The organism is Nocardia sp. BMG111209, from assembly GCF_000381925.1.
Taxonomy (GTDB): Bacteria; Actinomycetota; Actinomycetes; order Mycobacteriales; family Mycobacteriaceae; genus Nocardia.
The window spans coordinates 2,380,741-2,405,454 of the sequence record NZ_KB907307.1; the positions used below are offsets into that span (position 1 = coordinate 2,380,741).

Annotated in this window: 22 protein-coding genes; 6 read left to right on the top strand and 16 right to left on the bottom strand. The window is 69.4% G+C overall.

The window, feature by feature from the left end; translation table 11 throughout:
• The first annotated feature begins 50 nt into the window (after positions 1 to 50).
• Complete coding sequence (locus G361_RS0110960) at positions 51 to 1,514, top strand: alpha/beta hydrolase family protein (protein WP_081635354.1); 1,464 nt, start codon at positions 51 to 53, stop codon at positions 1,512 to 1,514.
• A 58-nt stretch (positions 1,515 to 1,572) separates the two neighbouring features.
• Here G361_RS0110960 and G361_RS0110965 read toward each other — a convergent pair whose 3' ends face one another.
• Entirely contained in the window at positions 1,573 to 2,190 is a 618-nt protein-coding gene (locus tag G361_RS0110965; protein WP_019927126.1) for a hypothetical protein, read from the bottom strand.
• Between the two features lie 64 nt (positions 2,191 to 2,254).
• On the opposite strand from G361_RS0110965, the gene G361_RS0110970 reads away from it, so the two are divergent.
• The 3 genes from G361_RS0110970 (at position 2,255) to G361_RS0110980 (ending at position 4,589) form a co-directional block, all read left to right on the top strand.
• Entirely contained in the window at positions 2,255 to 3,076 is an 822-nt protein-coding gene (locus G361_RS0110970) for an acyl-CoA thioesterase II (RefSeq protein WP_019927127.1), read from the top strand.
• 49 nt (positions 3,077 to 3,125) lie between these two features.
• The gene (gene pdxT, locus G361_RS0110975; protein ID WP_019927128.1) at positions 3,126 to 3,755 is read left to right on the top strand and encodes a pyridoxal 5'-phosphate synthase glutaminase subunit PdxT; all 630 of its coding nucleotides are present in this window, start codon (positions 3,126 to 3,128) and stop codon (positions 3,753 to 3,755) included.
• Positions 3,756 to 3,836: 81 nt separating this feature from the next.
• Positions 3,837 to 4,589 carry a YebC/PmpR family DNA-binding transcriptional regulator gene (locus G361_RS0110980; RefSeq protein ID WP_019927129.1) on the top strand — a complete coding sequence of 251 codons (753 nt, stop codon included), beginning with the start codon at positions 3,837 to 3,839 and terminating at the stop codon, positions 4,587 to 4,589.
• 86 nt (positions 4,590 to 4,675) lie between these two features.
• Here G361_RS0110980 and G361_RS0110985 read toward each other — a convergent pair whose 3' ends face one another.
• The gene (locus tag G361_RS0110985) at positions 4,676 to 5,641 is read right to left on the bottom strand and encodes an NADP-dependent oxidoreductase (protein WP_019927130.1); all 966 of its coding nucleotides are present in this window, start codon (positions 5,639 to 5,641) and stop codon (positions 4,676 to 4,678) included.
• Positions 5,642 to 5,711: 70 nt separating this feature from the next.
• Here G361_RS0110985 and G361_RS0110990 point away from each other — a divergent pair, with 70 nt between their 5' ends.
• Together G361_RS0110990 and G361_RS48225 are read left to right on the top strand one after the other, a co-directional pair.
• On the top strand, positions 5,712 to 6,716 hold the full coding sequence (locus G361_RS0110990; protein WP_019927131.1) for a GlxA family transcriptional regulator: 1,005 nt from the start codon (positions 5,712 to 5,714) through the stop codon (positions 6,714 to 6,716).
• A complete protein-coding gene (locus G361_RS48225; protein WP_196814458.1) occupies positions 6,713 to 6,976 on the top strand; it encodes a hypothetical protein in 264 nt (87 codons plus the stop codon). The genes G361_RS0110990 and G361_RS48225 overlap by 4 nt, the downstream gene beginning before the upstream one ends.
• A gap of 129 nt (positions 6,977 to 7,105) precedes the next feature.
• On the opposite strand, the gene pdxS is transcribed toward G361_RS48225, so the two are convergent.
• The 14 genes from pdxS to G361_RS0111065 all read right to left on the bottom strand — a co-directional run bounded on the left by pdxS (position 7,106) and on the right by G361_RS0111065 (position 24,674).
• The gene (pdxS, locus tag G361_RS0110995) at positions 7,106 to 8,032 is read right to left on the bottom strand and encodes a pyridoxal 5'-phosphate synthase lyase subunit PdxS (protein WP_019927132.1); all 927 of its coding nucleotides are present in this window, start codon (positions 8,030 to 8,032) and stop codon (positions 7,106 to 7,108) included.
• Positions 8,033 to 8,402: 370 nt separating this feature from the next.
• Positions 8,403 to 9,446, bottom strand: a complete 1,044-nt coding sequence (locus G361_RS0111005) for an NUDIX domain-containing protein (protein ID WP_026342919.1) — start codon at positions 9,444 to 9,446, stop codon at positions 8,403 to 8,405.
• Complete coding sequence (locus G361_RS0111010) at positions 9,446 to 10,570, bottom strand: glycosyltransferase family 4 protein (RefSeq protein WP_019927135.1); 1,125 nt, start codon at positions 10,568 to 10,570, stop codon at positions 9,446 to 9,448. Before G361_RS0111010 ends, G361_RS0111005 begins: the two co-directional genes overlap by 1 nt.
• Complete coding sequence (locus G361_RS0111015) at positions 10,567 to 11,571, bottom strand: phosphatidylinositol mannoside acyltransferase (RefSeq protein ID WP_019927136.1); 1,005 nt, start codon at positions 11,569 to 11,571, stop codon at positions 10,567 to 10,569. Before G361_RS0111015 ends, G361_RS0111010 begins: the two co-directional genes overlap by 4 nt.
• Before the next feature lie 9 nt (positions 11,572 to 11,580).
• On the bottom strand, positions 11,581 to 12,252 hold the full coding sequence (gene pgsA, locus G361_RS0111020; RefSeq protein WP_019927137.1) for a phosphatidylinositol phosphate synthase: 672 nt from the start codon (positions 12,250 to 12,252) through the stop codon (positions 11,581 to 11,583).
• Complete coding sequence (locus G361_RS0111025; RefSeq protein WP_019927138.1) at positions 12,253 to 12,876, bottom strand: HIT domain-containing protein; 624 nt, start codon at positions 12,874 to 12,876, stop codon at positions 12,253 to 12,255.
• 29 nt (positions 12,877 to 12,905) lie between these two features.
• Entirely contained in the window at positions 12,906 to 15,005 is a 2,100-nt protein-coding gene (thrS, locus tag G361_RS0111030; protein WP_196814460.1) for a threonine--tRNA ligase, read from the bottom strand.
• A 169-nt stretch (positions 15,006 to 15,174) separates the two neighbouring features.
• A complete protein-coding gene (locus G361_RS0111035; RefSeq protein WP_155981647.1) occupies positions 15,175 to 15,939 on the bottom strand; it encodes a (2Fe-2S)-binding protein in 765 nt (254 codons plus the stop codon).
• Between the two features lie 304 nt (positions 15,940 to 16,243).
• A complete protein-coding gene (locus G361_RS0111040; protein WP_019927141.1) occupies positions 16,244 to 18,487 on the bottom strand; it encodes a bifunctional SulP family inorganic anion transporter/carbonic anhydrase in 2,244 nt (747 codons plus the stop codon).
• A 258-nt stretch (positions 18,488 to 18,745) separates the two neighbouring features.
• A complete protein-coding gene (locus G361_RS0111045) occupies positions 18,746 to 20,962 on the bottom strand; it encodes a bifunctional SulP family inorganic anion transporter/carbonic anhydrase (RefSeq protein ID WP_019927142.1) in 2,217 nt (738 codons plus the stop codon).
• Positions 20,963 to 21,226: 264 nt separating this feature from the next.
• Positions 21,227 to 22,117: a cyclopropane mycolic acid synthase family methyltransferase gene (locus tag G361_RS0111050; RefSeq protein WP_026342922.1), complete on the bottom strand. Its 891-nt coding sequence runs from the start codon at positions 22,115 to 22,117 to the stop codon at positions 21,227 to 21,229.
• A 134-nt stretch (positions 22,118 to 22,251) separates the two neighbouring features.
• Entirely contained in the window at positions 22,252 to 22,791 is a 540-nt protein-coding gene (locus G361_RS0111055) for a hypothetical protein (RefSeq protein WP_019927144.1), read from the bottom strand.
• Positions 22,792 to 22,905: 114 nt separating this feature from the next.
• The gene (locus G361_RS0111060; RefSeq protein WP_019927145.1) at positions 22,906 to 23,178 is read right to left on the bottom strand and encodes a hypothetical protein; all 273 of its coding nucleotides are present in this window, start codon (positions 23,176 to 23,178) and stop codon (positions 22,906 to 22,908) included.
• A gap of 56 nt (positions 23,179 to 23,234) precedes the next feature.
• Positions 23,235 to 24,674: an aspartate ammonia-lyase gene (locus G361_RS0111065; RefSeq protein ID WP_019927146.1), complete on the bottom strand. Its 1,440-nt coding sequence runs from the start codon at positions 24,672 to 24,674 to the stop codon at positions 23,235 to 23,237.
• Positions 24,675 to 24,714: the final 40 nt, after the last annotated feature.

Here is a 24,714-nt window from a genome sequence, read left to right on the forward strand (position 1 = left end):
GCTCGCGTTCAGAAATACGATCAAGAATTACGGGCGTGTTTCCTGCGCCGATGGACGTACCGACGACGCCGCTGCCGACAACGAGCGTCGCCCCTCCCCCGCCCCCTCAGCTTCCCTCGGCAAACCTCAACCCGTACGGGGGTTTCCACCGAGGGTTGTCGCTGCTGCACGGCTGGCTCCCGCTGACCATCGAATTGGTCGCGCTCGCACTGCTGATCATCGCGATCGTGCGGCCGGGCCGGCGCTGGTGGCTGATCCGGGTGCCGATCTGCCTGGTGATCGCGCTGGTGGCGGCCCTGGGTGGCCTCTACTACATGAACGATCAGGGCCTGGCCTCCGATCCGGCGCCCGCGTTGCTGTGGGTGTGCGTGGGCGCCACCGCCGCCGCGATCGCGATCGCGATCGTCGGCTGGCCGCGCGCCCGCTGGTGGTACCGCGCCGTCGCCATCCTCGCGGTGCCGGTGACGGCGGCCAGCGCGGCCGTCGTGCTCAACCAGTGGGTGGGTTACTACCCGAGCGTGCAGTCGGCCTGGAACGCGCTGACCGCCGGCCCGCTGCCGCATCAGACCACGCTCAACGCGCTGGCCGGTATGCGCAACACGAATCCGAAGACCGGCGTGGTCGTGCCGGTGGACATCCCCACCAGCGGCAGCCACTTCCCGCACCGCACCGAGGACGTCTATCTGCCGCCGGCCTGGTTCGCCGGGCCGACCCCGCCCAAGTTGCCGGTGGTGATGATGATCGCCGGCGAATTCAACACGCCCGGTGACTGGTTGCGCAGCGGCCAGATCATGCCCGATATCGACAGGTTCACCGCCGCCAACAACGGGCAGGCGCCGATCATGGTGTTCATCGACTCCAGCGGCTCGTTCAACAACGACACCGAATGCGTCAACGGCCCGCGCGGCGACGCCGCCGACCATCTGACCAAGGACGTCGAACCCTATGTGGAGCAGAAGTTCAACGCGTCCGCGGATCCGGCCAACTGGGCCGTGATCGGCTGGTCGATGGGCGGCACCTGCGCGATCGACCTGACCGTCATGCATCCGGAGCTGTTCCACACCTTCGTCGACATCGCCGGTGACATCGGCCCGGTGTCCGGCAACAAGGAGCAGACGATCAACCGGCTGTTCGGTGGTAACGCCGCCGCCTGGGAGGCCTTCGATCCGGTGACCGTGATGCAGAAGCACGGCCCGTACACCGGGGTGGCCGGTCTGTTCGACGATCTGACCCCGCCCAAGCGGATGACCGGCGGCAGCGGCAAGACGCCCAACTTCCAGATGCCGAAGGTGTCGGAGGATCAGGTCGGCTTCGGCGGTCAGGACGGTGTCATGGACACCGGTGAGGTCGGCGCGGCCGAGAAGCTGTGCGAGACCGGGCACGCGCTCGGCATCGACTGCACGATCCACACCACCGAGGGCGGCCACACCTGGCAGTTCGCCTCCGCGGCGTTCCGCTCGTCGCTACCGTGGGTGACGGCCCGGCTGGGCCTGCCGGTCGCCGTCACGCAGTGAACTCGCACCGCAGTGATCACCCGCCCGGCACGGTCGCACCGCGATCGTGCCGGGCGGTTCAGCGGGGCTGCCGGATCCGGGCCGCGGGCCGGTCGCGGTGGTCCCAGGCCACCAGGATGTCCGGCTCGGCCGCGGTGTCGCGGCGGTGCCGCAGCAGCGCCTCGACCGTGAAGGCGGTCGCCGGATCCGCCGCGCGGCGCAGGGCCCCCTCCGACAGCCGCAGCTCGACGGTCAGATCGAAGTCCAGGCCGCGTCCCAACAGCATCGGCCCGGCCACGAGCAGCACCGTATCCCCGTTCGCCGCAACGGTTCTCGCGCGGGCGGAGCGATCGGTGCGCTCGTCCCAGAGCGCGGGCAGCCAGCGGTTGTCGCGCCGGAGTGCTTGCAGCACTTCCCGGTCCAGTCCCGCGTAGTCGAACCAGGCTGTCCGATAGGACATCTCGTCGCGACCGAACTCGTAGCGCAGCGACGCGGGCCGGACGAAATCGTGCAGCGACACCACCGCGGCGGCGCGGCCGCGGGTGCGCAACCGGTCCGCGATCCCGCCCGCGAAGGCCGCCGGATCGGCCGCGTCGGCGCCCTCGATCGCCACCACGGTGTGGCCGGTGCGCGCCGCGGCCCGCTCGGTGACCAGGTCGCTCAGGGCGTCGGCGGTGATGGCGGTGAACTCGGGCACCGATCCATCATGTCCGATTCGCCGTACCGTAGCGTGAGCTCGACCGGCGAGGGAAGGACGAGACATGGCCACGATCGAGGAGGCATTGGAGATCGAACGCCTGGAGCGGGACATCTTCCGCGGCGCGTCGGTCCGGACCCAGTTGCCGCGGACCTTCGGCGGGCAGGTTGCCGGGCAGGCGCTGGTCGCCGCGGTCCGCACCGTCGAACCCCGCTTCGAGGTGCACTCCCTGCACGGCTATTTCCTCCGGCCCGGTAATCCCGCCGAACCCACCGTCTTCCTCGTCGAGCGCATCCGCGACGGCCGCTCGTTCTCCACCCGCCGGGTCACCGGCGTCCAGGACGGTGAGGCGATCTTCACCATGTCGGCCTCCTTCCACGTCGGTGACGAAGGGCCCAACCATCAGGACGCGATGCCGAAAGTGCCGGGGCCGCAGGACGTCCCGGAGGACAGCGCGAGCTGGAGCGAGGAGCGCGCGTGGCGGATGCGGGAATGGGAGCACTGGGACATCCGCTCGATTCCGGCCGCGGCGGCCGCGCACCACAGCAGTCTCGCTGCGCAGCAACAGATCTGGTTCCGCTATCGGCACCCGCTGCCCGACGACCCGCTGTTCCACGTCTGCACGCTCGCATATATGAGTGATATGTCCCTGCTGAGCAGCTCGCTGGTACCGCACCCGGACGCGCACACCCAGAACGCCTCGCTCGATCACGCCATGTGGTTCCTGCGCCCGTTCCGCGCCGACGAGTGGCTGCTGTACGACCAGTTCTCCCCCTCCGCGGGCTGGGGCCGCGGCCTCACCGGGGGTCGCATCTTCAAGGAGAACGGCGAACTGGTCGCCTCCGTGGTGCAGGAGGGCATGATCCGCTACCAGCGCACGACGTGACCGGGAGCACAGTCGGCGGGTGCGGAAAAGGCGGGCGTGGCCTGCTCGTATGCTGTTTTTCGTGACACCGACGATTGGCGTGCTGGCCCTGCAGGGCGATGTGCGCGAGCATTTCCACGCGCTGGCCGAATGCGGCGCGCAGGCGGTGACCGTGCGCCGGCCCGCCGAACTGGCGGAGGTGGACGGGCTGGTCCTGCCCGGCGGCGAGTCGACCACGATCAGCAAACTGCTGCAGGTGTTCGAGCTGCTGGAGCCGCTGCGGGAGCGGCTGCGCGCGGGTATGCCCGCCTTCGGCTCGTGCGCGGGCATGATCATGCTGGCCACCGAGGTGCTCGACACCCGGCCCGATATGCGGACCCTCGAGGGTATCGATATGACGGTGCGGCGCAACGCCTTCGGCCGCCAGGTCGACTCCTTCGAAACCGATCTGGACGTGACCGGGCTCGACGACGGGCCCGTCCGGGCCGTGTTCATCCGGGCGCCCTGGGTGGAGCGGGCCGGCGACGGCGTCGAGGTGCTGGCCCGCGTGCCGGACGGCCCGTTCGCGGGTCGTATCGTGGCGGTACGGCAGGGCGCGGTGCTGGCCACCTCGTTCCATCCCGAGGTGACCGGTGACCTGCGGTTTCACCGCCTGTTCGTGGATTCGATCATCCGGGGCGGGGTCGGCGCGCCCCGGTAGCACAATCCCACCCGGCCGGGACAGTAGACTGGCACAGTTGTCTGCCCGGACTTCGAGCAACCGACGTGAAGGAAGTAGGGAATGAGCGGCCACTCCAAATGGGCCACCACCAAGCACAAGAAGGCCGGAATCGATGCCAAGCGCGGCAAGCTCTTCGCCAAGCTGATCAAGAACATCGAGGTCGCGGCCCGTACTGGCGGTGGTGATCCTGGAGGAAACCCGACGCTGTACGACGCCATCCAGAAGGCGCGCAAGAGCTCGGTGCCGCTGGACAACATCGAGCGCGCCCGCAAGCGCGGCGGTGGTGAAGAGGCCGGCGGCGCCGACTGGCAGACCATCATGTACGAGGGCTACGGCCCCGGCGGCGTGGCGGTCCTGGTCGAATGCCTCACCGACAACCGCAACCGCGCCGCCGGCGAGGTCCGCGTCGCGGTCACCCGCAACGGCGGCAACATGGCCGACCCGGGTTCGGTGGCCTACCTGTTCGGCCGCAAAGGCGTTGTCACCCTGGAGAAGAACGGCCTGTCCGAGGACGACGTCCTGGGTGCGGTGCTCGACGCCGGCGCCGAGGACGTGAACGATCTCGGCGAGGAGTTCGAGATCATCTCGGACCCGAGCGATCTGATCGCGGTGCGCACCGCGCTGCAGGAGGCCGGAATCGACTACGACTCCGCCGAATCCGGCTTCCAGCCCTCGGTCTCGGTACCCGCCGACGCGGAACTGGCCCGCAAGGTGTTCAAGCTGGTCGACGCGCTGGAAGACTGCGACGACGTGCAGAACGTGTACACGAATGTCGATGTGTCCGACGAGGTTCTGGCCGAACTCGACGCATAGCCCGCCGGGACTTCTCGCACCACCGCGCAGGCCGCCTCGCTACGGAGAGGCGGCCTGCGCGGTGGATGCTGCTGCGCCGGAATACCTCAGTCGACGGTGAGCACCAATTTGCCTACGGTGCGGCCGGTTTGGCCGAGGGCATGTGCCTTGGCGGCCTCCGACAGCGGGTACACCCCGGCGATCGTGGGCCGCAGCGCACCGGATTCGGCCAGTTCGGTCAGCGCGGCCATCCCGGCGTGATCCGCCTCCACCAGCAGGGTTTCGGCCCGTTTCCCGGCCTGCTCGGCGGCCGTGCGGAGCGTGTCGGCGTCGTCGCGGGCACGCAGGGTGATCACGAGCCCGCCGGGCCGCAGCGTCGCGATCGAGCGGACCGCGTTCGCGGCGTCGATCGCGTCCAGCACGACATCGACGTCGTGCACCACCTCCGCGAAATCCACGGCGCGGTAATCGATCACCTCGTCCGCGCCGATACCGCGCAGGTATTCGTGGTTGGCGGCGCTCGCCGTGCCGATCACGTACGCGCCCAGCGACTTCGCGATCTGCACCGCGAAGTGCCCGACCCCACCGGCCGCGGCGTGGATCAGGATCCGTTGTCCCGCCTGAAGATCCGCGGTGTCGACCAGGGCCTGCCGCGCGGTCAGGGCGGCCAGTGGGATCGCGGCGGCCCGCACGTGGTCGAGATTGCGCGGCTTGCGGGCGAAGGCGCGGGTCGGGCCGACCACGTATTCGGCCGCCGCGCCGTGGCCGTGCGGATAGGGCAGCATGCCGAACACCTCGTCACCGGGCCGGAACAGCGTGACGCCCAGGCCGGTCGCCGCGACCACGCCGGAGACGTCCCAGCCCAGGACGTACGGTGGCGGCGGGAGGAACAGGCCGGTCCGGGCCCGGTGGGCCCAGTCGGTCGGGTTGAGGGCGGTCGCCCGTACCCGGACCAGGATCTCGCTCGGGCCCGGCTGCGGCACCGGCAGTTCGATCTCGTGCAATACCTCGGGTCCGCCGACGCTGTCCTGGCCGATGGCGCGCATGGTGTCCGGAATCGGGTTCGTGGTCATGAACCCAGCATGCCGTGGGCCGCGCCACCCGCGAAATGGCATGATTGCCACTCTTCGATAGGATCGTGCCATGACCGTCGCGGTACCGCACCGCGTCGTCGTGCTGGCGCTCGACGGCGTGTACCCGTTCGAACTCGGCATCCCGACCCGGGTGTTCGGCTCCGCCGACGACCGTTACGAGGTGCTCACCTGCTCGGTCGACGGCCGGCCGGTCCGGTCCGGCGCCGACTTCGACATCGCGGTCCGGCACGACGCCGCCATACTGGAAACCGCTGACACCGTGGTGATTCCACCCTGCGACATCGTCGCCATCATGGAAGACGGCCTGCCGCCGCCGCTTTCGGCCGCGCTCGCGCGAATCCCGGTGGGCGCCAGGCTGGTATCCATCTGCACCGGCGCCGCAGTGGTCGCCGCGGCCGGCCTGCTGGACGACCGCCCGGCGACCACCCACTGGAATGCCACCGAACGGTTCCGCACCGCGTTCCCCCGGGTCCGGCTGGATCCGGATGTGCTGTACGTCGGCGACGGCACCCTGTTCACCTCGGCCGGCGCGGCCGCCGGCGTGGACCTCTGCCTGCACCTGATCCGCCTCGATCACGGCAGCGAGGTCGCCAACACCGTGGCCCGCCGGTGCGTGGTGCCGCCGTGGCGCGACGGCGGCCAGGCCCAGTACATCGAGCAGCCCGTGCCGCGGACCACCTCCACGGGTACCGGCGAGGCCCGCGACTGGGCACTGCGGCATCTGAATCTGCCGCTGACCTTGAGTGATCTGGCCCGCCGGGCCGGGATGAGCGGCCGCACCTTCGCCCGCCGCTTCCGCGAGGAGGTCGGCATCAGTCCGGGCCGCTGGCTGATCCAGCAACGCCTGTTCCGGGCCCGCGAACTGCTGGAATCCACCGATCTGCCGATCGACCGGGTGGCCGCCGAGGTGGGTTTCGCCACCTCGGCATCACTGCGGCAGCATCTACACGAGGCGATCGGCGTCTCCCCGCTGATGTACCGCCGCACCTTCCGTGCGGGCCCGGCAGACGACCCACACAACGGGGCCACGCTCGCAACATTCGGCCGAACATGAGGATTTCCGGTGTGATTCGACACCGGGCAGAGCTCAGCGGCAGCGGCAGCGGCAGCGGCAGCGGCAGCGGCAGCGGCAGCGGCAGCGGCAGCGGCAGCGGCAGCGGCAGCGGCAGCGGCAGCGGCAGCGGCAGCGGCAGCGGCAGCGGCAGCGGCAGCGGCAGCGGCAGCGGCAGCGGCAGCGGCAGCGGCAGCGGCAGCGGCAGCGGCAGCGGCCAGTGTCGGCTGCCTACCTCGCGCACACAACGCCGGCCACGTTGATTCTCGGTGAATCGACGGTACGCAGGATTCCCGGACCTGTTCCGGTGCGGGAGAAACACCGGCCGCCCCACCGAAAGGTGGGGCGGCCGTTACGGTTTCAGATTCCGAGCACCGCCGGGCGAGCGCCGCTCACCAGCCGCGCTCGGCGAGCCGGTGCGGCTCCGCGATCTCCTCGACGTTGATGCCGACCATCGCCTCGCCCAGACCGCGCGACACCTTCGCCAGCACGTCCGGATCGTCGTAGAAGGTGGTGGCCTTCACGATGGCGGCGGCCCGCTGCGCCGGATTGCCCGATTTGAAGATGCCGGATCCGACGAACACACCCTCCGCGCCGAGTTGCATCATCATCGCGGCGTCGGCCGGGGTCGCGATACCGCCGGCGGTGAACAGCACCACCGGCAGCTTGCCGGTCGCGGCGATCTCACGCACCAGCTCGTACGGCGCCTGCAACTCCTTCGCGGCGACGAACAGCTCGTCCTCGGGCAGCGAGCTCAGCCGGCGGATCTCGTCGCGGAGTGTGCGCATATGGGTGGTGGCGTTGGACACGTCGCCGGTGCCGGCCTCACCCTTGGAACGAATCATGGCCGCGCCCTCGGTGATTCGCCGCAGCGCCTCACCGAGATTGGTGGCGCCGCACACGAACGGCACGGTGAACTGCCACTTGTCGATGTGATGCGCGTAGTCGGCCGGGGTGAGCACCTCGGACTCGTCGATGTAGTCGACGCCGAGGCTCTGCAGCACCTGCGCCTCCACGAAGTGGCCGATGCGGGCCTTCGCCATGACCGGGATCGAGACGGCCTCGATGATGCCGTCGATCAGATCCGGATCGCTCATCCGGGCGACACCACCCTGCGCGCGGATATCGGCGGGCACCCGCTCCAGCGCCATGACAGCGACCGCACCGGCATCCTCGGCGATCTTGGCCTGCTCCGCGGTGACGACGTCCATGATCACGCCACCCTTGAGCATCTCGGCCATACCCCGCTTGACGCGGGCGGTGCCGGTTCCGGTCTCTCCGGTCGGGGTGGTCTCGGTCACGGCAAACTCCTGGGTCATCGGGGCCAATCGGGATCAGTGCGAATGCGAACACCCCAATTGTAGGCAGCCCGATCAGGCCACTTGATAGCCAGTTGGACGGCACTGGACCGCCGACCGTAGGAGCGGGTGGCCGCCGCGACGATCGGCGGCTAGCCACCCGCTACCCGCGGATCGTCAGAGCGGGTCGATCACCAGCAGTGTCGCCCAATAGGTTGCCGCCTCTTCGCCGAGGTAGGGCAGCAGAAAGTCGTGCAGGATATACGACATCGGCATGGGAACCTCACCTCCATCAGGTCGCCGCCGGCCTCGGCGGCACTATCGCTTCCGACCATAACCGATCGGTCACGACGGTGGGCGGTCTCACAGGTTCCGCCCGCTCGGCGCGGAATCAGCGGATGGAACGGACCTGCGGGTCGGTATCGGCCGCCGCGGCGGCCACCGCCTCCGGCAGCAACCGGTCCAGTTCGTACGGGTAGACCGTCTCGCCGGAGGCGTCCAGTGCGGTGATGTCGGCGGGATCGCACCACTTGTTGCCGCTGATGCTGCGTCGCTCCAGCACGGTGAAGCTGGCCGGGGACGGATCGAACGAGGCGACCCGGGTGACGAAGAACAGCTCCTCCGAGCGGATCAGCTCCCCGTTGAACGGGAATACCGCGACCCGGCGCCAGATCGGGCCGCGCAGCGCCGCGGCGTCCACCGTGAGGCCGGTCTCCTCCCACAGTTCGCGCACCGCGGCCGCGCGCAGCGTCTCTCCCGGTTCCACCCCGCCGCCGACGGTGAACCAGAACGGCACGTCGGGGGTCATCGGATCGCAACCGCGCAGCAACAGCACCCGGCCGGACTCGTCGAGCAGCACCACCCGCGCCGAGGTGCGGACGGTGTCGACCTCCAGGCCGGTACCCGCGGCGGGGGTGGCCCGTTCGGCGATCTCGAAATAGGTCGGCAGCGGCGCGGTACCGCCGAGGTGCAGCAGCCGCACCGGCCGGCGGGTGCGCAGCGCGAGCGTGTCGCGGACGGCGTCGTTGTGGAAGCGGCGGGCGATCAGCACCCGGGCCTCGGCGTCGGCCAGTTCGGCCACCAGCTGGGTGGGCAGGCCGGTGATGTCGAGCGCCGACAGCGCGGCGGCGAGCTGGTTCTCCGCGGTCTCGCGATCCGCCCAGTCCGCTCGCTCGGCCCGATCGGCCACGGCGACAAGGCGTTTCGCGCGTTCGGCGACCGCGTCGTCGGGGCTCGCGCCGGCCACCGCCACGGCGACCGTGCGGGTCACCACCGCCCGCCGGGCCAGCGCGTATTCCAGTGCGTGCCGGGCCTGATCGCCCCGGACGTGCAACCGGTCCAGCCGGTTCGCGGTCGAGTAGGCCCAGACGCCGACGGCGACCACCACCGCCGCGACCAGGGCGAGGATCAGGATCGAGGTCGCGGAGAAGGTGATCATCCGGCGGTCCGCACCCGGGCGTCGCCGACGGTCACCGTCTCGTACACCCGCAGAATCTGCTCGGCCACCACGGGCCAATCATATTCGCCCACAACCTGATTCGCAGTGCGGATCAGATCGGCCCGCCGTTGCGGGTGGCCGAGCAGATCGTCCAACGCACCCGCCAGCGCGGTCGCGTCGCCCACCGGCACCAGCCGCCCGGCGGTACCGTCGCGCAGCACCCGGCGGAAGGCGTCGAGATCGCTCGCGACGACCGCGGTACCCGCGGCCATCGCCTCCACCAGCACGATGCCGAAACTCTCGCCGCCGATGTTGGGTGCGCAGTAGAGGTCGGCGCTGCGCATCGCCGACGCCTTCTCCGCATCCGACACCTGACCGAGGAAGCGCAGATGACCGGCCAGCTCGCCGGCCTCGCGGCGCAGCCGGTCCTCGTCGCCGCGCCCGACGATGAGGATCTGCACGTCCGGATGCCGCCGCACCAGCCGCGGCAGCGCGCCGAGCAGTACCGCCATCCCCTTGCGCGGCTCGTCGTAGCGGCCGAGGAACAGCACCGTGCCGCCCTCGCGCGGATAGCCGGGCAGCGGCGGCGCGTTCGAGAACGCCTTCACGTCGACCCCGTTGGGGATCTCCACCGCGTCGCCGCCGAGCGCCTCGACCTGCCAGCGCCGGGCCAGCTCGGAGACGGCGATGCGACCGGCGATCTTCTCGTGGTAGGGCCGCAGCACCCCCTGGAAGGTGGCCAGCACCAGCGATCGGGTGGTCGAGGTGTGGAAGGTGGCGACGATCGGCCCCTCGGCGATCTTCAGCGCCAGCATCGACAGGCTCGGCGCGTTCGGCTCGTGGATGTGCAGGACGTCGAAATCGTTGTCGGCGATCCAGCGGCGGATGCGGGTATAGGCCGTGGGCCCGAACGACAGTCGCGCGACCGACCCGTTGTAGGGGATGGCGACCGCGCGTCCGGCCGACACCACGAAATCCGGCAGCGGGGTGTCGTCGGCGGCCGGGGCGAGCACGCTCACCCGGTGCCCGCGCTCGAGCAACACCTGCGCGAGCTCCACCACGTGCGATTGCACGCCCCCGGGCACATCGAACGAATAGGGGCAGACCATGCCGATCTTCATCGCTGGTCGTCTCCCGCGTTATCGGCCGGATCCTGCGGGGACGGTGTCCGCTGCGCCTGCGCGGTGGCGATGCGGGCGCGGCGCTCGGCCGACAGGTCGGCCTCCCACAGCGGCTGCAACATGTGCCAATCGGCCGGATGTGCGGCGATGTTCGCGGCGAACCGATCCGCCAGCGCCTGGGTCGCGGCCGCGATTCCGCCGGACACGTCGACCTCGGGATCGACCCGCACGGCCCAGCCTTCGCGTCCGTCGACGTCGGTGTACCAGGCGTGCACCGGCAGCAGTGCCGCACCGGTGTCGACCGCCAGTTTCGCGGCGCCGGCGGGCATCCAGGTCCGCTCGCCGAAGAACGTCACCGGCACGCCGTTCCCGGTGAGGTCGCGCTCCCCCAGCAGGCAGATCACCCGATTCGCGCGCAGCCGCTCGGCCAGTTGTGTGAACGGCGGCTGCTCGCCACCGGTCAGCGGGAACACCTCGAAACCGAGACTCTCCCGATAGGCGACGAAGCGCCGGAACAGCGATTCCGGTCGCAGCCGCTCGGCGACCGTCGAGAAGGTGCCGTAATGCTGTGCCAGCCACAGCCCGGCCATATCCCAGTTGCCGGAGTGCGGCAGCACCAAGATCCCCCCGCGGCCCGCCGCCAGTGCCGTATCCAGCCGGTAGATGTTCTCCACCGGCGGCATCCGATCCGGTGCGGTGATCGCCGCATGATCCATCGACGGCAGCCGGAACGCCTCTCGCCAGTACCGTGCGTAGGAACGCATACTCGCCTGGATCAGCTCGTCGGGCACCGCCATCGGCGAGACCCCCAGCACCCGGGAAAGGTTGCGGCGCAATTGATTCGGGGTGCCGTCGCGGTGCGCGGCCCGATTCGCCCGGCGGCCCGCCCAGTTGCCGCCCGCGTCGAACAGCCGGCGCGCGGTGCCCTCCGGCAGGCCCCGGATCAGCCGCCACCCGGCCGCGTACGCTCGATCCGTCAGCGCGGCTTTCATCTCCGTCATCGCCGCCGCCTAGTTCGTCGGCCCGGGCTCGACTTTGCCCACCGGGGCGATCACCTCGCGTGCGCCCGCCGAATTCCGCACCGCCAGTACCCGCTGGAACACCGTGACGATACTGAGCACGGCCAGGATGTACATCGCCACATAGACCGCGTAGGTCAGCCAGTCGATGCCGAAATAACCGCCGATACCGGTGAATCCGGCACCGACGAGCACGATCACCAGCCGGTCCGGGCGCTCGATCAGCCCACCGTCGGCGGACAGCCCGCTGGCCTCGGCGCGGGCCTTCGCGTACGAGATGACCTGCGAGGTCACCAGCACCACGAGGGTCGCCACGAACAGGTGCTTGCTGTGCTCGTGGTACACCGACCAGCAGGCCAGCGAGGCGAAGATCGCGCCGTCGGCCACCCGGTCACAGGTGGCGTCCAGAACGGCGCCGTAACGTGTGCCGCCGCCGCGCGCGCGGGCCATCGCCCCGTCGAGCATGTCGAACATGACGAACAACCAGATCACCATCGTTCCCCAGAACAGGTGATCGGTCGGGAACAGCGTCACCGCGGCGGCGATCGAGGCGGTGGTGCCGATCACCGTCATCGCGTCCGGCGTGAGCCCGGTGCCGACCAGCGCCCGGCCCAGCGGCGCGGTCGCCTTGGCGAAGGTCTCGCGACCGAAGAAGCTCAGCACCTACCTCTCCTCCCAGGCTTCCGCGAGCAGTGCCCGGGTCTCCCGCAGCAACTGCGGCATCACCTTCACCCCGCCGACGACGGTGATGAAATTCGCGTCGCCACCCCAGCGCGGCACGATGTGCTGATGCAGATGGTCGGCGAGCGAACCGCCGGCCACGCCGCCGAGGTTCAGGCCGACGTTGAATCCGGCCGGGCGCGACACCTTCTTCATCACCCGGATCGCCTGCTGGGTGAAGGCCATGAGCTCGGTGCTCTCGTCGAGGGTGAGATCCTCGAGGTCGGCGACGCGGCGGTACGGCACCACCATCATGTGGCCGGGGTTGTACGGGTACAGGTTCAGCACCGCGTACACCCACTGCCCGCGCGCGATCACCAGGCCGTCCTCGTCGGACATCTTCGGAATTTCGATGAACGGATGCCCGGACTTACCCGAATCGCCCGCCGGTTCCCGGTTTTCGCCCTCGCGCTCGGCGATCGCACCGGTGATGTACGACATCCGATAGGGAGTCCACAACCGCTGCAACCGATCCGGCTCGCCGACGCCCCGGTCGACGATGCTCCCGGCCGACTCCGCGGCCGAATCGGCCCGGGCGGCAGCCTGTTCCACAGTGCGCTCGCTCATACCCCATCCTGTGTCCGGCGGGCGGTCATTCAGGAACCCTTCCGGATCTCGAAACCCTCCGCGGTGGGCGAGGTATTCTCCCGCCGTTGGATCCAGTCCACCACAGTGGCCACCGCATCGGCGACCGGCACACCGTTGACCTGGGTGCCGTCGCGGAACCGGAAGCTCACCGCGCCGGCGGCGACATCGCGCTCGCCGGCCAGCAGCATGAACGGCACCTTCTGCGCGGTGTGGTTGAAGATCTTCTTCTGCATCCGGTCGTCGCTGCGGTCGACCTCGGCGCGCACGCCCGCGGCCTTCAACCGCGCCACGACCTGGTCCAGATGCGGTACGAAGGTGTCGGCCACCGGGATGGCGACCACCTGCGCCGGGGCCAGCCAGGCCGGGAAGGCGCCCGCGTAGTGCTCGGTGAGCACACCGAAGAACCGCTCGATCGACCCGAACAGCGCGCGGTGGATCATCACCGGGCGCTTCTTGGTGCCGTCGTTGGCGGTGTACTCCAGTTCGAACAGCTCCGGCTCGAAGAAGTCCAGCTGGATGGTCGACATCTGCCAGGTGCGGCCGAGGGCGTCCTTGGCCTGCACCGAGATCTTGGGACCGTAGAACGCGGCGCCGCCCGGATCCGGCACCAGTTGCAGACCCGACGCCTCGGCGACCTGACGCAGGGTCTCGGTCGCCTCCTCCCAGACATCGTCGGCGCCGACGTACTTCTTCGGATCCTTGGTCGACAGCTCCAGATAGAAGTCGTCGAGGCCGTAGTCCTTCAGCAGGTCGAGGACGAAGTTCAGGATGGTGGTCAGTTCCTCCTGCACCTGTTCCTGGGTGCAGTAGATGTGCGAATCGTCCTGGGTGAAGCCGCGGGCGCGGGTCAGGCCGTGCACCACGCCGGACTTCTCGTACCGGTACACCGAGCCGAATTCGAACAGCCGCAGCGGCAGCTCCCGGTACGACCGGCCGCGGGACCGGTAGATCAGGTTGTGCATCGGGCAGTTCATCGGCTTGACGTAGTAGTCCTGGCCGGGCTTGCGGACGGTGCCGTCCTCGTTGTACTCCGCGTCCAGATGCATGGGCGGGAACATGCCGTCGGCGTACCACTCGAGATGTTTGGAGGTCTCGAACAGATGCGCCTTGGTGAGGTGCGGGGTGTTGACGAACTCGTAGCCGCCCTCGACGTGGCGCTGCCGCGAGTAGTCCTCCATCTCCTTGCGGATGATGCCGCCCTTGGGGTGGAACACCGGCAGGCCCGAGCCCAGCTCGTCCGGGAAGGAGAACAGGTCCAGCTCCAGGCCCAGCTTGCGATGGTCGCGCTTCTCGGCCTCGGCCAGCATGGCCAGGTACTCGTCCTGGGCCTCCGGCGATTCCCAGGCGGTGCCGTAGACGCGCTGCAGACCCTCGCGGTCCTGGTCGCCGCGCCAGTAGGCGGCCGAGCTGCGGGTCAGCTTGAAGGCCGGGATGTACTTGGTGGTCGGGCAGTGCGGGCCGCGGCACAGGTCGGCCCAGATCCGCTCGCCGGTGCGCGGGTCGAGGTTGTCGTAGATGGTCAGCTCGTTGCCGCCGACCTCCATGACCTCCGGATCGTCGATACCGGACTTGTCGGAGATCAGTTCGAGCTTGAACGGCTCCTTCGCCAGCTCGACCCGGGCCTCCTCGACCTCGACCACGCGGCGCGAAAACCGTTGCGCGCCTTTGATGATCTTCTTCATCCGGGACTCGAGCTTGGCCAGATCCTCGGGGGTGAAGGGGCGGTCGACCTGGAAGTCGTAGTAGAAGCCGTCCTTGATGAACGGACCGATGCCCAGGCGGGCGCCGGGGAACTCCTGCTGGACGGCCTGGGCCAGCACATGTGCGGTGGAGTGCCGGATCACGTTGCGGCCGTCCGGGGAACCGGCCGCGATCGGCTCGACCTCGACATCGGTGTCGGGGGTCCAGGACAGATCCTTGAGATTGCCCTCCGGATCGCGGACGACGATCACCGCGTCGGGGCCCTTGTTCGGCAGTTCCGCCTCGCGCAGCGCGGCGCCCGCCGTCGTCCCGGCCGGCACCCGAACGAGGGCGGCTGGGTCGGTGCGGGCTGAGGTGGTCACGGCTGCGCTCTCCTTGGCAGTGTTGGGCGGGCGTGCTGCCCGCATGGTTCGGACGGGTGGTGACCCGCCCGGCGGACCCGGTACCGGGCCCGGCCGGTGGTGCATTCGGTCCGGCGCGACCATGCTATCCGGCGCCTACGACGGATGCGCCGATGGACCGCATCTCGCACCCGGTAGCCCGGCGAAACGTCGCAACCGGGCGGGGATCCGGCGGTCAGCCGCGCGTGGCCAGCGCCGTCAGCAGTTCCAGCCGCTGCGCGGCAGGCCGTTTCGGGCAGCTGGTGCACATCTGGCAGCCGGACACCTCGTACACGAGGCAGCACGAGATGCGCCGCACGAAGGTCCGGCCGCCGGCATCGGTGAAGCGCGGCACCGGCAGTTGCCCCGCGACCTCCGCGGCCAGCCGGGTTCCGGCCTCCGGCGCACCGGCGTCGAGGGCCCGGTTGCCGATGGCATCGGCGACGATCGCCCACAGCGACGGCACACCCGCGCCGGAGACCTCGGCGACCACCGGAATGATGCGGCCCAGCGTCTCCCGCAGCGTCGCACCGACCGTCGAGGTCTCCGGCGCGGGCGTCACAGTCTCCGGCGCCGGTGTCCCGGGCGTCGCACCGGTGCTGTCCGCGGCTGCGCACGATTGCTCGGCGGAGGCGAGTTCATCTGCCGTGCAACGACTTTCGACCGGCTGGGCCGTGCGTGCCGGCGCCGCCGGATCCGGGAACACCCGCTCGATGCCCCCGTCCGGGCGCACCTCGCAGACGAGGCGCTCCAACTGCGGATCCGGCGCGGGCCGGTTCTCCGCGTAGGCGGTGGCGATCGGATCGACCAGCGACGAGGCGGCCATGCACCACCACAGCGTGCCGGACACCCGCGAATTACCCGTCCCCCACGAGATGCCCATATCGGCGATCCGCTCTCCCAGCCACTCCGGCCGGGTGAGTGCCACGCCGGGCACCAGGGTCTCGGACACCGCCGCCATCTCCATCCGACTCCGATCCATCGAAGTTGCGCCTGACACCAGCCTGGCACGACCACGTCCGCCCGAGCCAGGAGTTTTCCGCCATTGCGGCGATACCACCCGCACCGGGAGGCCGCCGACCAGCGTAGGTCGTCCCCGACCCCGACACCCGGTCGCCACGCCAGCAAGCCTGTCCGATTACGCACGTTCGCCGCCTTGTCCGGCACCGCACACCGGTACGCACCGCAGCACCGCGGTGGGTCTACACCCCGGTGACGGCGCGAGTCCGCCCGACCCCTCGGCGGGCGGACTCGCGGCGACCGAATTACAGCGTGGCGAATTCCGGTGCGGGATCGGGGATTTCGGCGATGCCGGTGGGAGTGATGTGCAATACCCGCGCGGTGCCGATGTCGAAGAACAATCCGGATACCTCCAGCTCCCGGGTCATCGCCGCCCGGCGCACCGTCGGATGCCGGTACAGCGCCTCGACCTGCATCGCCACGTTCACCATGCTCAACTGGTCGGCTTCCCGGAAACCGGCGGCGGCTGCGGCGGCGGCCACCGGATGTCCGGCCAGGAAGCGGGCCAGCACGGGTTCGGCGTGTGCGAGCCAGTCGCCCAGCCCGCCCGGCGGCCGCGTACCGGTCAGCAGCGCCTGCATCGCACCGCATCCGGAGTGCCCGCACACCACGACGTTGCGCACCGACAGCCGTTCCACGGCGAAGCTCAGCGCGGCTTCCACCGAGGAGTCCCGGCCGTCGGCGGGCACCAGATTGCCCACGTTGCGGACGGTGAACAGATCACCCGGCCCGCTGGAGGTGATGACGTTCGGCACGATCCGGGAGTCCGCACAGGTCAGGAAGAACGAGTCCGGATCCTGTCCGTGACGCAGATCGTCCAGATGCGGCCGTACGAGGTGCGCGTGACCCCGGTGGTACTCCGCGACACCCGCGGTGATCGTCTCGGCATCGCGGTCGCGCGGTACTCGCGTCCGCGCGCCGCGCGGGGCCAGCAACCCGTCGAGCAACCCGCGGGCCCGGTCGCGGCGCGGCGGAGCGGCCAGCGCGCTGCTCATCCGGGCGGTGCCGAGTTCCACGAATTCCACTGTGCCGCCGGTACTCTCGTGTTGCCGGGCCCAGTCGTGCAGCGCCTCGGTCGCGGCATGGTCGAGGAAGTCGACGGTCAGCTGCACCTGGACATCGGTGCCGGCGGGTACCGAGGCCAGCCGTGAGGTGAGTCGCGGCAGCGCCAGGAAGGTGCAGGTGCCGTCGACGGTGACCAGCCAGCGCCCGGTCGCCTCGACCGGTACGGCGTGCACCTGGACCCGGACCACCCGCCACAGCAGCAGCGCGAACGCCAGTACCAGTCCGATCAGCACGCCCTCGAGCAGGTTGAGGAACACCACCCCGGCGATCGTCACCGCGTAGACCGCGAGATCGCCGGTGCGGCGGGCGGTCCGGATGTGCGCGAGCTTCACCAGCTGGACGCCGATCACGATGAGCAGCCCGGCCAGCGCGGCCTTCGGAATCTGTTCGACCACACCGACCAGCGCCACCGAGAACACGAGGATCCAGATGCCGTGCAGGACCGCCGAGGCTCGGGTGCGCGCACCGGCCTGCACATTGGTCGCGCTGCGCACGATCACGCCGGTGACCGGCAGGCCGCCGAGCAGGCCGGAGGCCGTATTCGCCACGCCCTGGCCGATCAGCTCACGGTCGAAGTCGGCGCGCGCCCGGGTGTGCATCTTGTCCACGGCCACCGCCGACAGCAGGCTCTCCACGCTGGCGATCAGCGCGACGGTCAGCACCGCCATGAGCACGCCGTCCCAGTCGCCGCTGGGCAGGCTCGGCAATCCGATCGCGTCGAACAGCGAGCCGTCGATGACGATCCGCGCCGGATTCCCCGGCACGATCACGGCGAGCACGGTGGCGACGAGCACCGCCACCAGCGGCCCCGGCACCGCCCGGACCGGTCCGCGCACATACCGCCAGCCGAGCATGATGCCGATGACCACGAGGCCGATGGCGACGTCACCGCCGCGCAGGTCGAGCAACTGACCCGGCAGTTCGGCGAGGTTCTCCCAGGCCGTGCTGTGCGAGGCGCCGCCGAGCAGGACGTGCACCTGCTGCAGTGCGATGGTGACGCCGATACCGGCGAGCATGGCGTGCACCACGACCGGCGCGATGGCCAGCGCCGCGCGGGCGATCCGGCTGAGCCCGAACAGGATCTGCAGCACACCGGCCGCGACGGTGATGAAACAGGCTGTCTGCCAGCCGAATTCGTGGATCACCTCGGCGACCACCACGGTCAGGCCCGCGGCCGGTCCGGTGACCTGTAGCGGGGCGCCACCGAGCAGGCCCGCCAGAATGCCACCGACCGCGGCGGCGATCAGCCCAGCGGTGATCGGGGCGTCGGAGGCGACCGCGATGCCGAGCGAAAGCGGCAGCGCGACAAGGAAAACCACAATGGAAGCCGGCAGATCGTATCGGATCAGCTCGGCGAGCCGGTCGGTCCGCACCGGTGGGCCCGCGGACGCGGGCGGAACGGTCGAGTCGGTGTCGGCGGACATATTTCTCCTTCACCGCGCCGGTCGACTCCGGCCGCGGTCGGTCGAACATGTTCTCCAGGCAGCGAGAGGCCGGCGGACTCCGGTGTCCGCTGGATCACCCGGACGTGCCCCGCAAGGCTAAACGTAAAGGCTTAGCAAAGTCTGAGAAAAAGAATGTTCATTTCGGTCCGTATCGGCCGAGGTCGGAGCGCCGATCCGGACGCGGCGGCGCCCCGGGTGCGCGGACCCGGGGCGCCGCCGAACTCCGGCCGAGCGGGCCTACTGCACCGGCAGCACCGTGACGGGTCCGCTCGCGTCGTCGATGTGGCCGATACCCGACGGCGTGATCTCCATGACCCGAGCGCTGGAGATGTCGAAGAACAAGCCCGACAACACAACTCCGCGATCGAGCATCGCGCGGCGAACCACCGGATGCGCGGCCAGCGTCTCCAGTTGCACCGCGACGTTCACCATGCCCAGCTGGTCGACCGGCCCGAATCCGGCCACCGCCGCGGCGGCCGCCACCGGATGCCCGTGCCGGTACTGCTGCAGGGTGGGCCGGCCGTGCGCGAGCCAGTCGTCGAGGCCCGGCCCGGTGACCCGCTCGTGGTAGAGCGCGTCCATCGCACCGCATTTCGAATGCCCGCACACCACCACCGAGCGCACCGCGAGCTTCTCCAGCGCGTAGACGATCGCCGCCTCCACCGAGGTGTCACGACCGTCGGCGGGCACCAGATTGCCGATGTTGCGGACGGTGAACAGGTCGCCCGGACCGCTGTTGGTGATCACGTTCGGCACGATCCGGGAATCCGCGCAGGTGAGGAACAACGCGTCCGGATTCTGTCCCTCGAGCAGTTCACCCAGATGCGGCCGCACCACGTGCGCGTGGCTGCGGTGGTAGGCCGCGATACCGGCCACCACCGGATCCACCCGCGGGGTCCGCCGCCACGGCCCGAGTACGTCGTCGAGCATGCGCCGGGCGTGGCCACGGGCGGGTGGGCCACCGTCCAGATCCGCCAGCCGCGCCGCACCCATCTCCACCAATTCGACTGTGCCGCCCAGGTTTCGGTGCTGCTGCACCCAGTCGTACAGGGCATCGGAGGCGGCGTGGTCGATGAAATCGACGGTCATCTCGATGGTGACGACGGCATCCCGGGGCACCCGGGCCAGCTCCGCCGTCATCCGCGGCAGGGCCAGGAAGGTGCAGGTGCCGTCGACGGCGACCAGCCAGCGATTCTCGGTGCCGGGGACCGGCGTCGCGACGACGACCACCCGCACCACCCGCCACAGCAGCAGTGCGAAGGCCAGCGCCAGCCCGACCAGCATGCCGAGCAGCAGATTGGCGAACACCACCACCAGAACCGTTGCCGCGTAGACGAACAGGTCGCCGGCGCGCCGGGCCAGCCGGATGTGCGCGAGCTTGATCAGGCTCATCCCGATGACGATGAGCAGACCGGCCAGCGCGGCCTGCGGAATCTGCTTCACCACGTCGACGAGAGCGACCGCGAACACCAGCACCCACACACCGGCGAGCATGGTGGACGCCTTGGACCGGGCGCCGGCCTTCACGTTGGTGATGCTGCGGACGATGACCGCGGCCACCGGCAACGCGCCGACCGCACCGGCGACGACGTTGGCGATACCGTGCCCGATCAGCTCGCGGTCCATATCGGAGCGGCGGCCCGGCTGCATCCGGTCGACCGCGACCGCCGACAGCAGCGTCTCGACGCTGGCGATCAGCGCGACGGTCACCATGACCAGCGCGATACCGCCCCAGCCGCCGCGCGGCAGCGCCGGGAGGCTGATGTCGCGAAAGAGCGTGCCCGCCACGTAGATTCGCTCGACGCTGGTGGGTACCACCATCGCCAGCCCGGTCGCGGTGACCACCGCGACCAGCGGCGCCGGCACCATGCGCAGGATCGGCGGCAGGTACCGCCAGCCGAGCAGGATCGCGATGACGATGGCGCCGACGAGCGCGTCGCCGCTGTGCACGGACATCAGCTGACGCGGCAGGTCGACGATGCTCGCCCACGACGAACTGTGCGACTCCCCGCCGAGCAGGACGTGCATCTGCTGCAGCGCGATGGTGACGCCGATACCGGCGAGCATGCCGTGCACCACGACCGGCGCGATGGCCAGCGCCCCGCGCGCCAGCCGGCTCAGCCCGAACAGGACCTGCAGTACCCCGGCCCCGATGGTGATGAAACACGTTGCCGCCCAGCCGTATTGGCCGATACTCTGCGCGACGACGACGGTGAGACTCGCGGTGGGCCCGCTGACCTGTAGCGACGAGCCGCCGAGTACCCCGGCCACCAGGCCGCCGACGACGGCCGCCAGCAGTCCGGCCGCCACCGGGGCGCCGGTGGCCACGGCCACGCCGATGGACAGGGGTAGCGCGACCAGGAAGACCACGACGGAGGCGGGTAGATCGTGCCGGAGCACGGACGAGAGGCCCGGAAAGAGCATCCGGCGGGCCGGATCGGTGTCGGTCGACATATTTCTCCTTCGCCGGACCTCCCGGTCCGGTTCATCGGTGGAACATGTACACGCATCGAAGGCTTGTGGCCGACACGAGTGTAAAGAAGCCGCAAAGAATTTGGAAAGTCTTTTCCAAGAGATCCCGCATACTGGCACTAATTTGTGACGCACATCACATCGGTGATGATACACGGAGGCCGCCGTGGCGGACAGGGACCCTGTCCGGCACGGCGGCCCGAGGCGACCACCCGCGTGTAGATCCGGCGCTACGCCGCGTTCCGGCTACACGGAATCGTCTGCGACACAGGTGAACTGCATGACATCGATACTGCCCTGACGGAAGTAGCCGGCACATCCGGTCAGGTACTTCATGTAGGTGTCGAAGGTCGCCTGCCCGCACAGCTCCACCGCCTCCGCCCGCTTCTCGGCCAGGGCGGCCGACCAGCAGTCCAGCGTCCGCGCGTAGTGCTGCTGCAGCGCGTGCATCCGCTCCACACGGAACCCGGCGCCCTCGGCGAAATCCTTCACGCCGGGGAAGCCCGCCTTCTCCGGGAACGGCAACTGCCCGCCCGGGAAGATGACGTCACGGATGAATCGGAAGAACTGAATATCCTCCTTGGTGCACGGAATTCCCATGTCGCGGACGTACCCGAACGGATACAACACGATGGTGTGCAACAGCATTCGGCCGCCCTTGGCCGGCAGCGCCGCCTTCGCGAATTTGAAGAAGTCGGCGTGCCGCTCGTGCCGGAAATGCTCGAAGGCGCCGATGGATACGATCCGGTCGACGTTGCCGTCGAACTCCTCCCAGCCCTGCAGCCGCACCTCGGCCCGATCCGTGTAGCCGCGGCTCACCAGCAACTGGCTGACGTATTCGTACTGGTTACGGCTCAGGGTCAGGCCGGTGACCGTCAGATCCGGATGGGTGTCCAGTGCGCGCACCATCGTCGAACCCCAGCCGCAGCCCACGTCCAGCAGGGTCGAGGCGGACTGCAGATTCAATTTGCCGAGCGCCAGATCGATCTTCGCGATCTGCGCCTGCTCCAAGGTGTAGTCGTCCCGCTCGAAATAGGCGCAACTGTAGGTCCGGGTCGGATCCAGGAACAGCGCGAAGAAATCGTCGGACAGGTCGTAATGCGATTGGACATCGGCGTAGAAGGGCGTTTGGGTCATGCAGGCTCCCGTCGGATACATGGACATTTGATCGACATTGAACTGCCACACCGCGACCGCGGACCAGGTCCGCACCGAGCGACGAGCATTCAATCAGTCCACCGCTGCCCACAACCCCCGACACGCCGCCGTGCTCAGCCCCACCACAGAGCGCCGAGCACTCCGAGATGCGCTGTCGACGCCGCCTCGTGCAACCACTGCATCCATTCGTCGATCGCGACCAGCACCTCCGGCTCCACCTCGCCCCGCTGTTCCGGTGTCGCCGCGCGCCACTGCCACCACGCCTGCCGGCAGTCCTCGTTGGCCCACGGTGTCCCGCACGTCAGATCATTCGCGTAGATCGCGTCCACCCCGAGGCTCGCGAACCCCTCGCCGATCTGTTCCAGCCGGCCGTGCTCGACATCGGCGAGCCACCGCCCGTCGAACATCCCCATGATCGTCTCGAACGCACTGTTGTGCGCGTCCGACCACGGATAGCTGCCCGGATCCTCGCGGATCAACATTCGCACCGCGTCGAACTCGCCGACCTCCCCGGCCGTGCGCTCCGCCGCGTCCGCCACGAAGTCGTCCTCGTGCCGTCGGATGATTCGCTCGAGCAGTTCCTCGTCGTGGGATCCGATCGACCCGATCACCCGATCGATATCGGTGAGGCACACGCGAACGAAACCATTCATGCGCCGCATCGTAGACAGCCCCACCGTCATCGCGCCCGGAACAGCCCCGCCCCGGAACGGCCGGAACGCCGACGGCCGCCGAGTGTGCGGCATTGCCACGGCCGGGGCGTGACGTCACCTGCCGGCTCCGCGGGAGCCGGGCCAGGAACCGGTGGCCGGTGGCACGAGTGCGACGGGCGCCCGGCCGGTCGGCATCGGTTCCGGGGGCAGGCTGGGAAACCGCCGCCGCAGTGTGCTCAAATGGCGATGGATCTCGCGCATCTCCTCGTACAGCGCATTCAGTTCCTCTTGCAGGAGTTCGGCTTCGGCGAGCAGCGCGATCTGGAACACCCGCGCCTGTCCGAGTTGGGCCCGCTCGACGGCCGAGTCGTCACCGAATTCGTCCATGACAGCACCGATCCTTCGTCGTGGTGCGCTGACCTGCCGAATCACTGTGGGCCCCTTCACGATACGACCGGATCGAGGACCTGCACGGCACTCGCCGCCGGCGGCAGTCCGGCCAATCGCCGCGGCGCGAGCAGTTCCGCGACCCGGTCCCGGTCGAGCAGGCCCTCGTCCACCACGATCTCCGCGACGGAACGCCCGCTGCGCAGGGCCTGTTTCGCCACCCGCGCGCAGGCCGCGTAGCCGAGATAGGGTGCGAGCGCGGTGACCAGCCCGGCCGATCGGTGCACTTCCTCGGCGAGATGGTCACGGTTGGCGGTGATTCCGTCGACGCAGCCGGCGGCCAGGGTGTCCGCCGCCGCGGTGAGATGACCCACGGTGCGCAGCAGGCTGTACGCGATGATCGGCTCGAAGGCGTTGAGCTGCAATTGGCCTCCCTCGGCGGCCAGGGTCACCGTCAGGTCGTTGCCGATCGCCTCGAACGCGACCTGGTTGACCAGTTCCGGCACCACCGGATTCACCTTGCCCGGCATGATCGACGAGCCGGCCTGTGCGGCAGGCAGATTGATCGCGCCCAGACCGGCCGCCGGCCCGGACGCCAGCAGCCGCAGATCGTTGCAGATCTTCGACAACTCGACCGCGACCCGTTTGACCGTGCCCGAGATCTGCACGAAGTCACCGCAATTCGAAGTGGCCGCGATCCGATCGGCAGCCGGCACCACCGGCTCGCCGGTGATCTCCCGCAGGAAGCGGCATGCCAGCGCCGGGTAGTCGGGATGACCGTTGATTCCGGTGCCGATCGCGGTGCCGCCCAGATTGCATTCCAGCAGCGACAGCGCACCCTCGGCCAGCCGGTCCCGGTTCTCGCGCACGGTGGTCGCGTACGCCGCGAACTCCTGGCCGAGTGTCATCGGCACGGCATCCTGGAGTTGGGTGCGGCCCATCTTGATCACGTCCGCGAATGCGTCGGCCCTACCGGCGAAGGATCGCGTCAGGCCGTCGAGGCTCGCGGTCAGTTCCCGGATGTGGGTCACCACGGCGAGCCTGACGGCGGTGGGGTAGACGTCGTTGGTCGACTGACCGAGGTTGACGTGCATGATCGGATCGATCTCGGTGTACGTACCGCGCGGGTGGCCGAGGATCTCCAGGGCCCGATTGGCGATCACCTCGTTGACGTTCATGTTCGACGAGGTGCCGGCCCCGCCCTGGACCGGATCGATCGGGAACTGGTCGAGGAACCGGCCCACGCGCAACTCGGCGCAGGCTGTGGCGATGGCGTCGGCCCGCCGTTCGTCCAACCGGCCCAGTACCCGATTCGCTTCGCACGCGGCCATTTTCACGGATGACAGGGCCGAGATGAGAGCAGGATACTGTCCGATGGTGGTGCCGGTGATCCGGAAGTTCGCCACCGCCCGGGCGGTGTGCACACCGTAGTAGGCGTCCGCCGGCACGGGTAGCTCGCCGAGCGAATCACGTTCGATTCGATGGTCGTCGGTCATGTGAAGACTCCAGTTCGTCTGTATGGGATGCGAGGGGCGT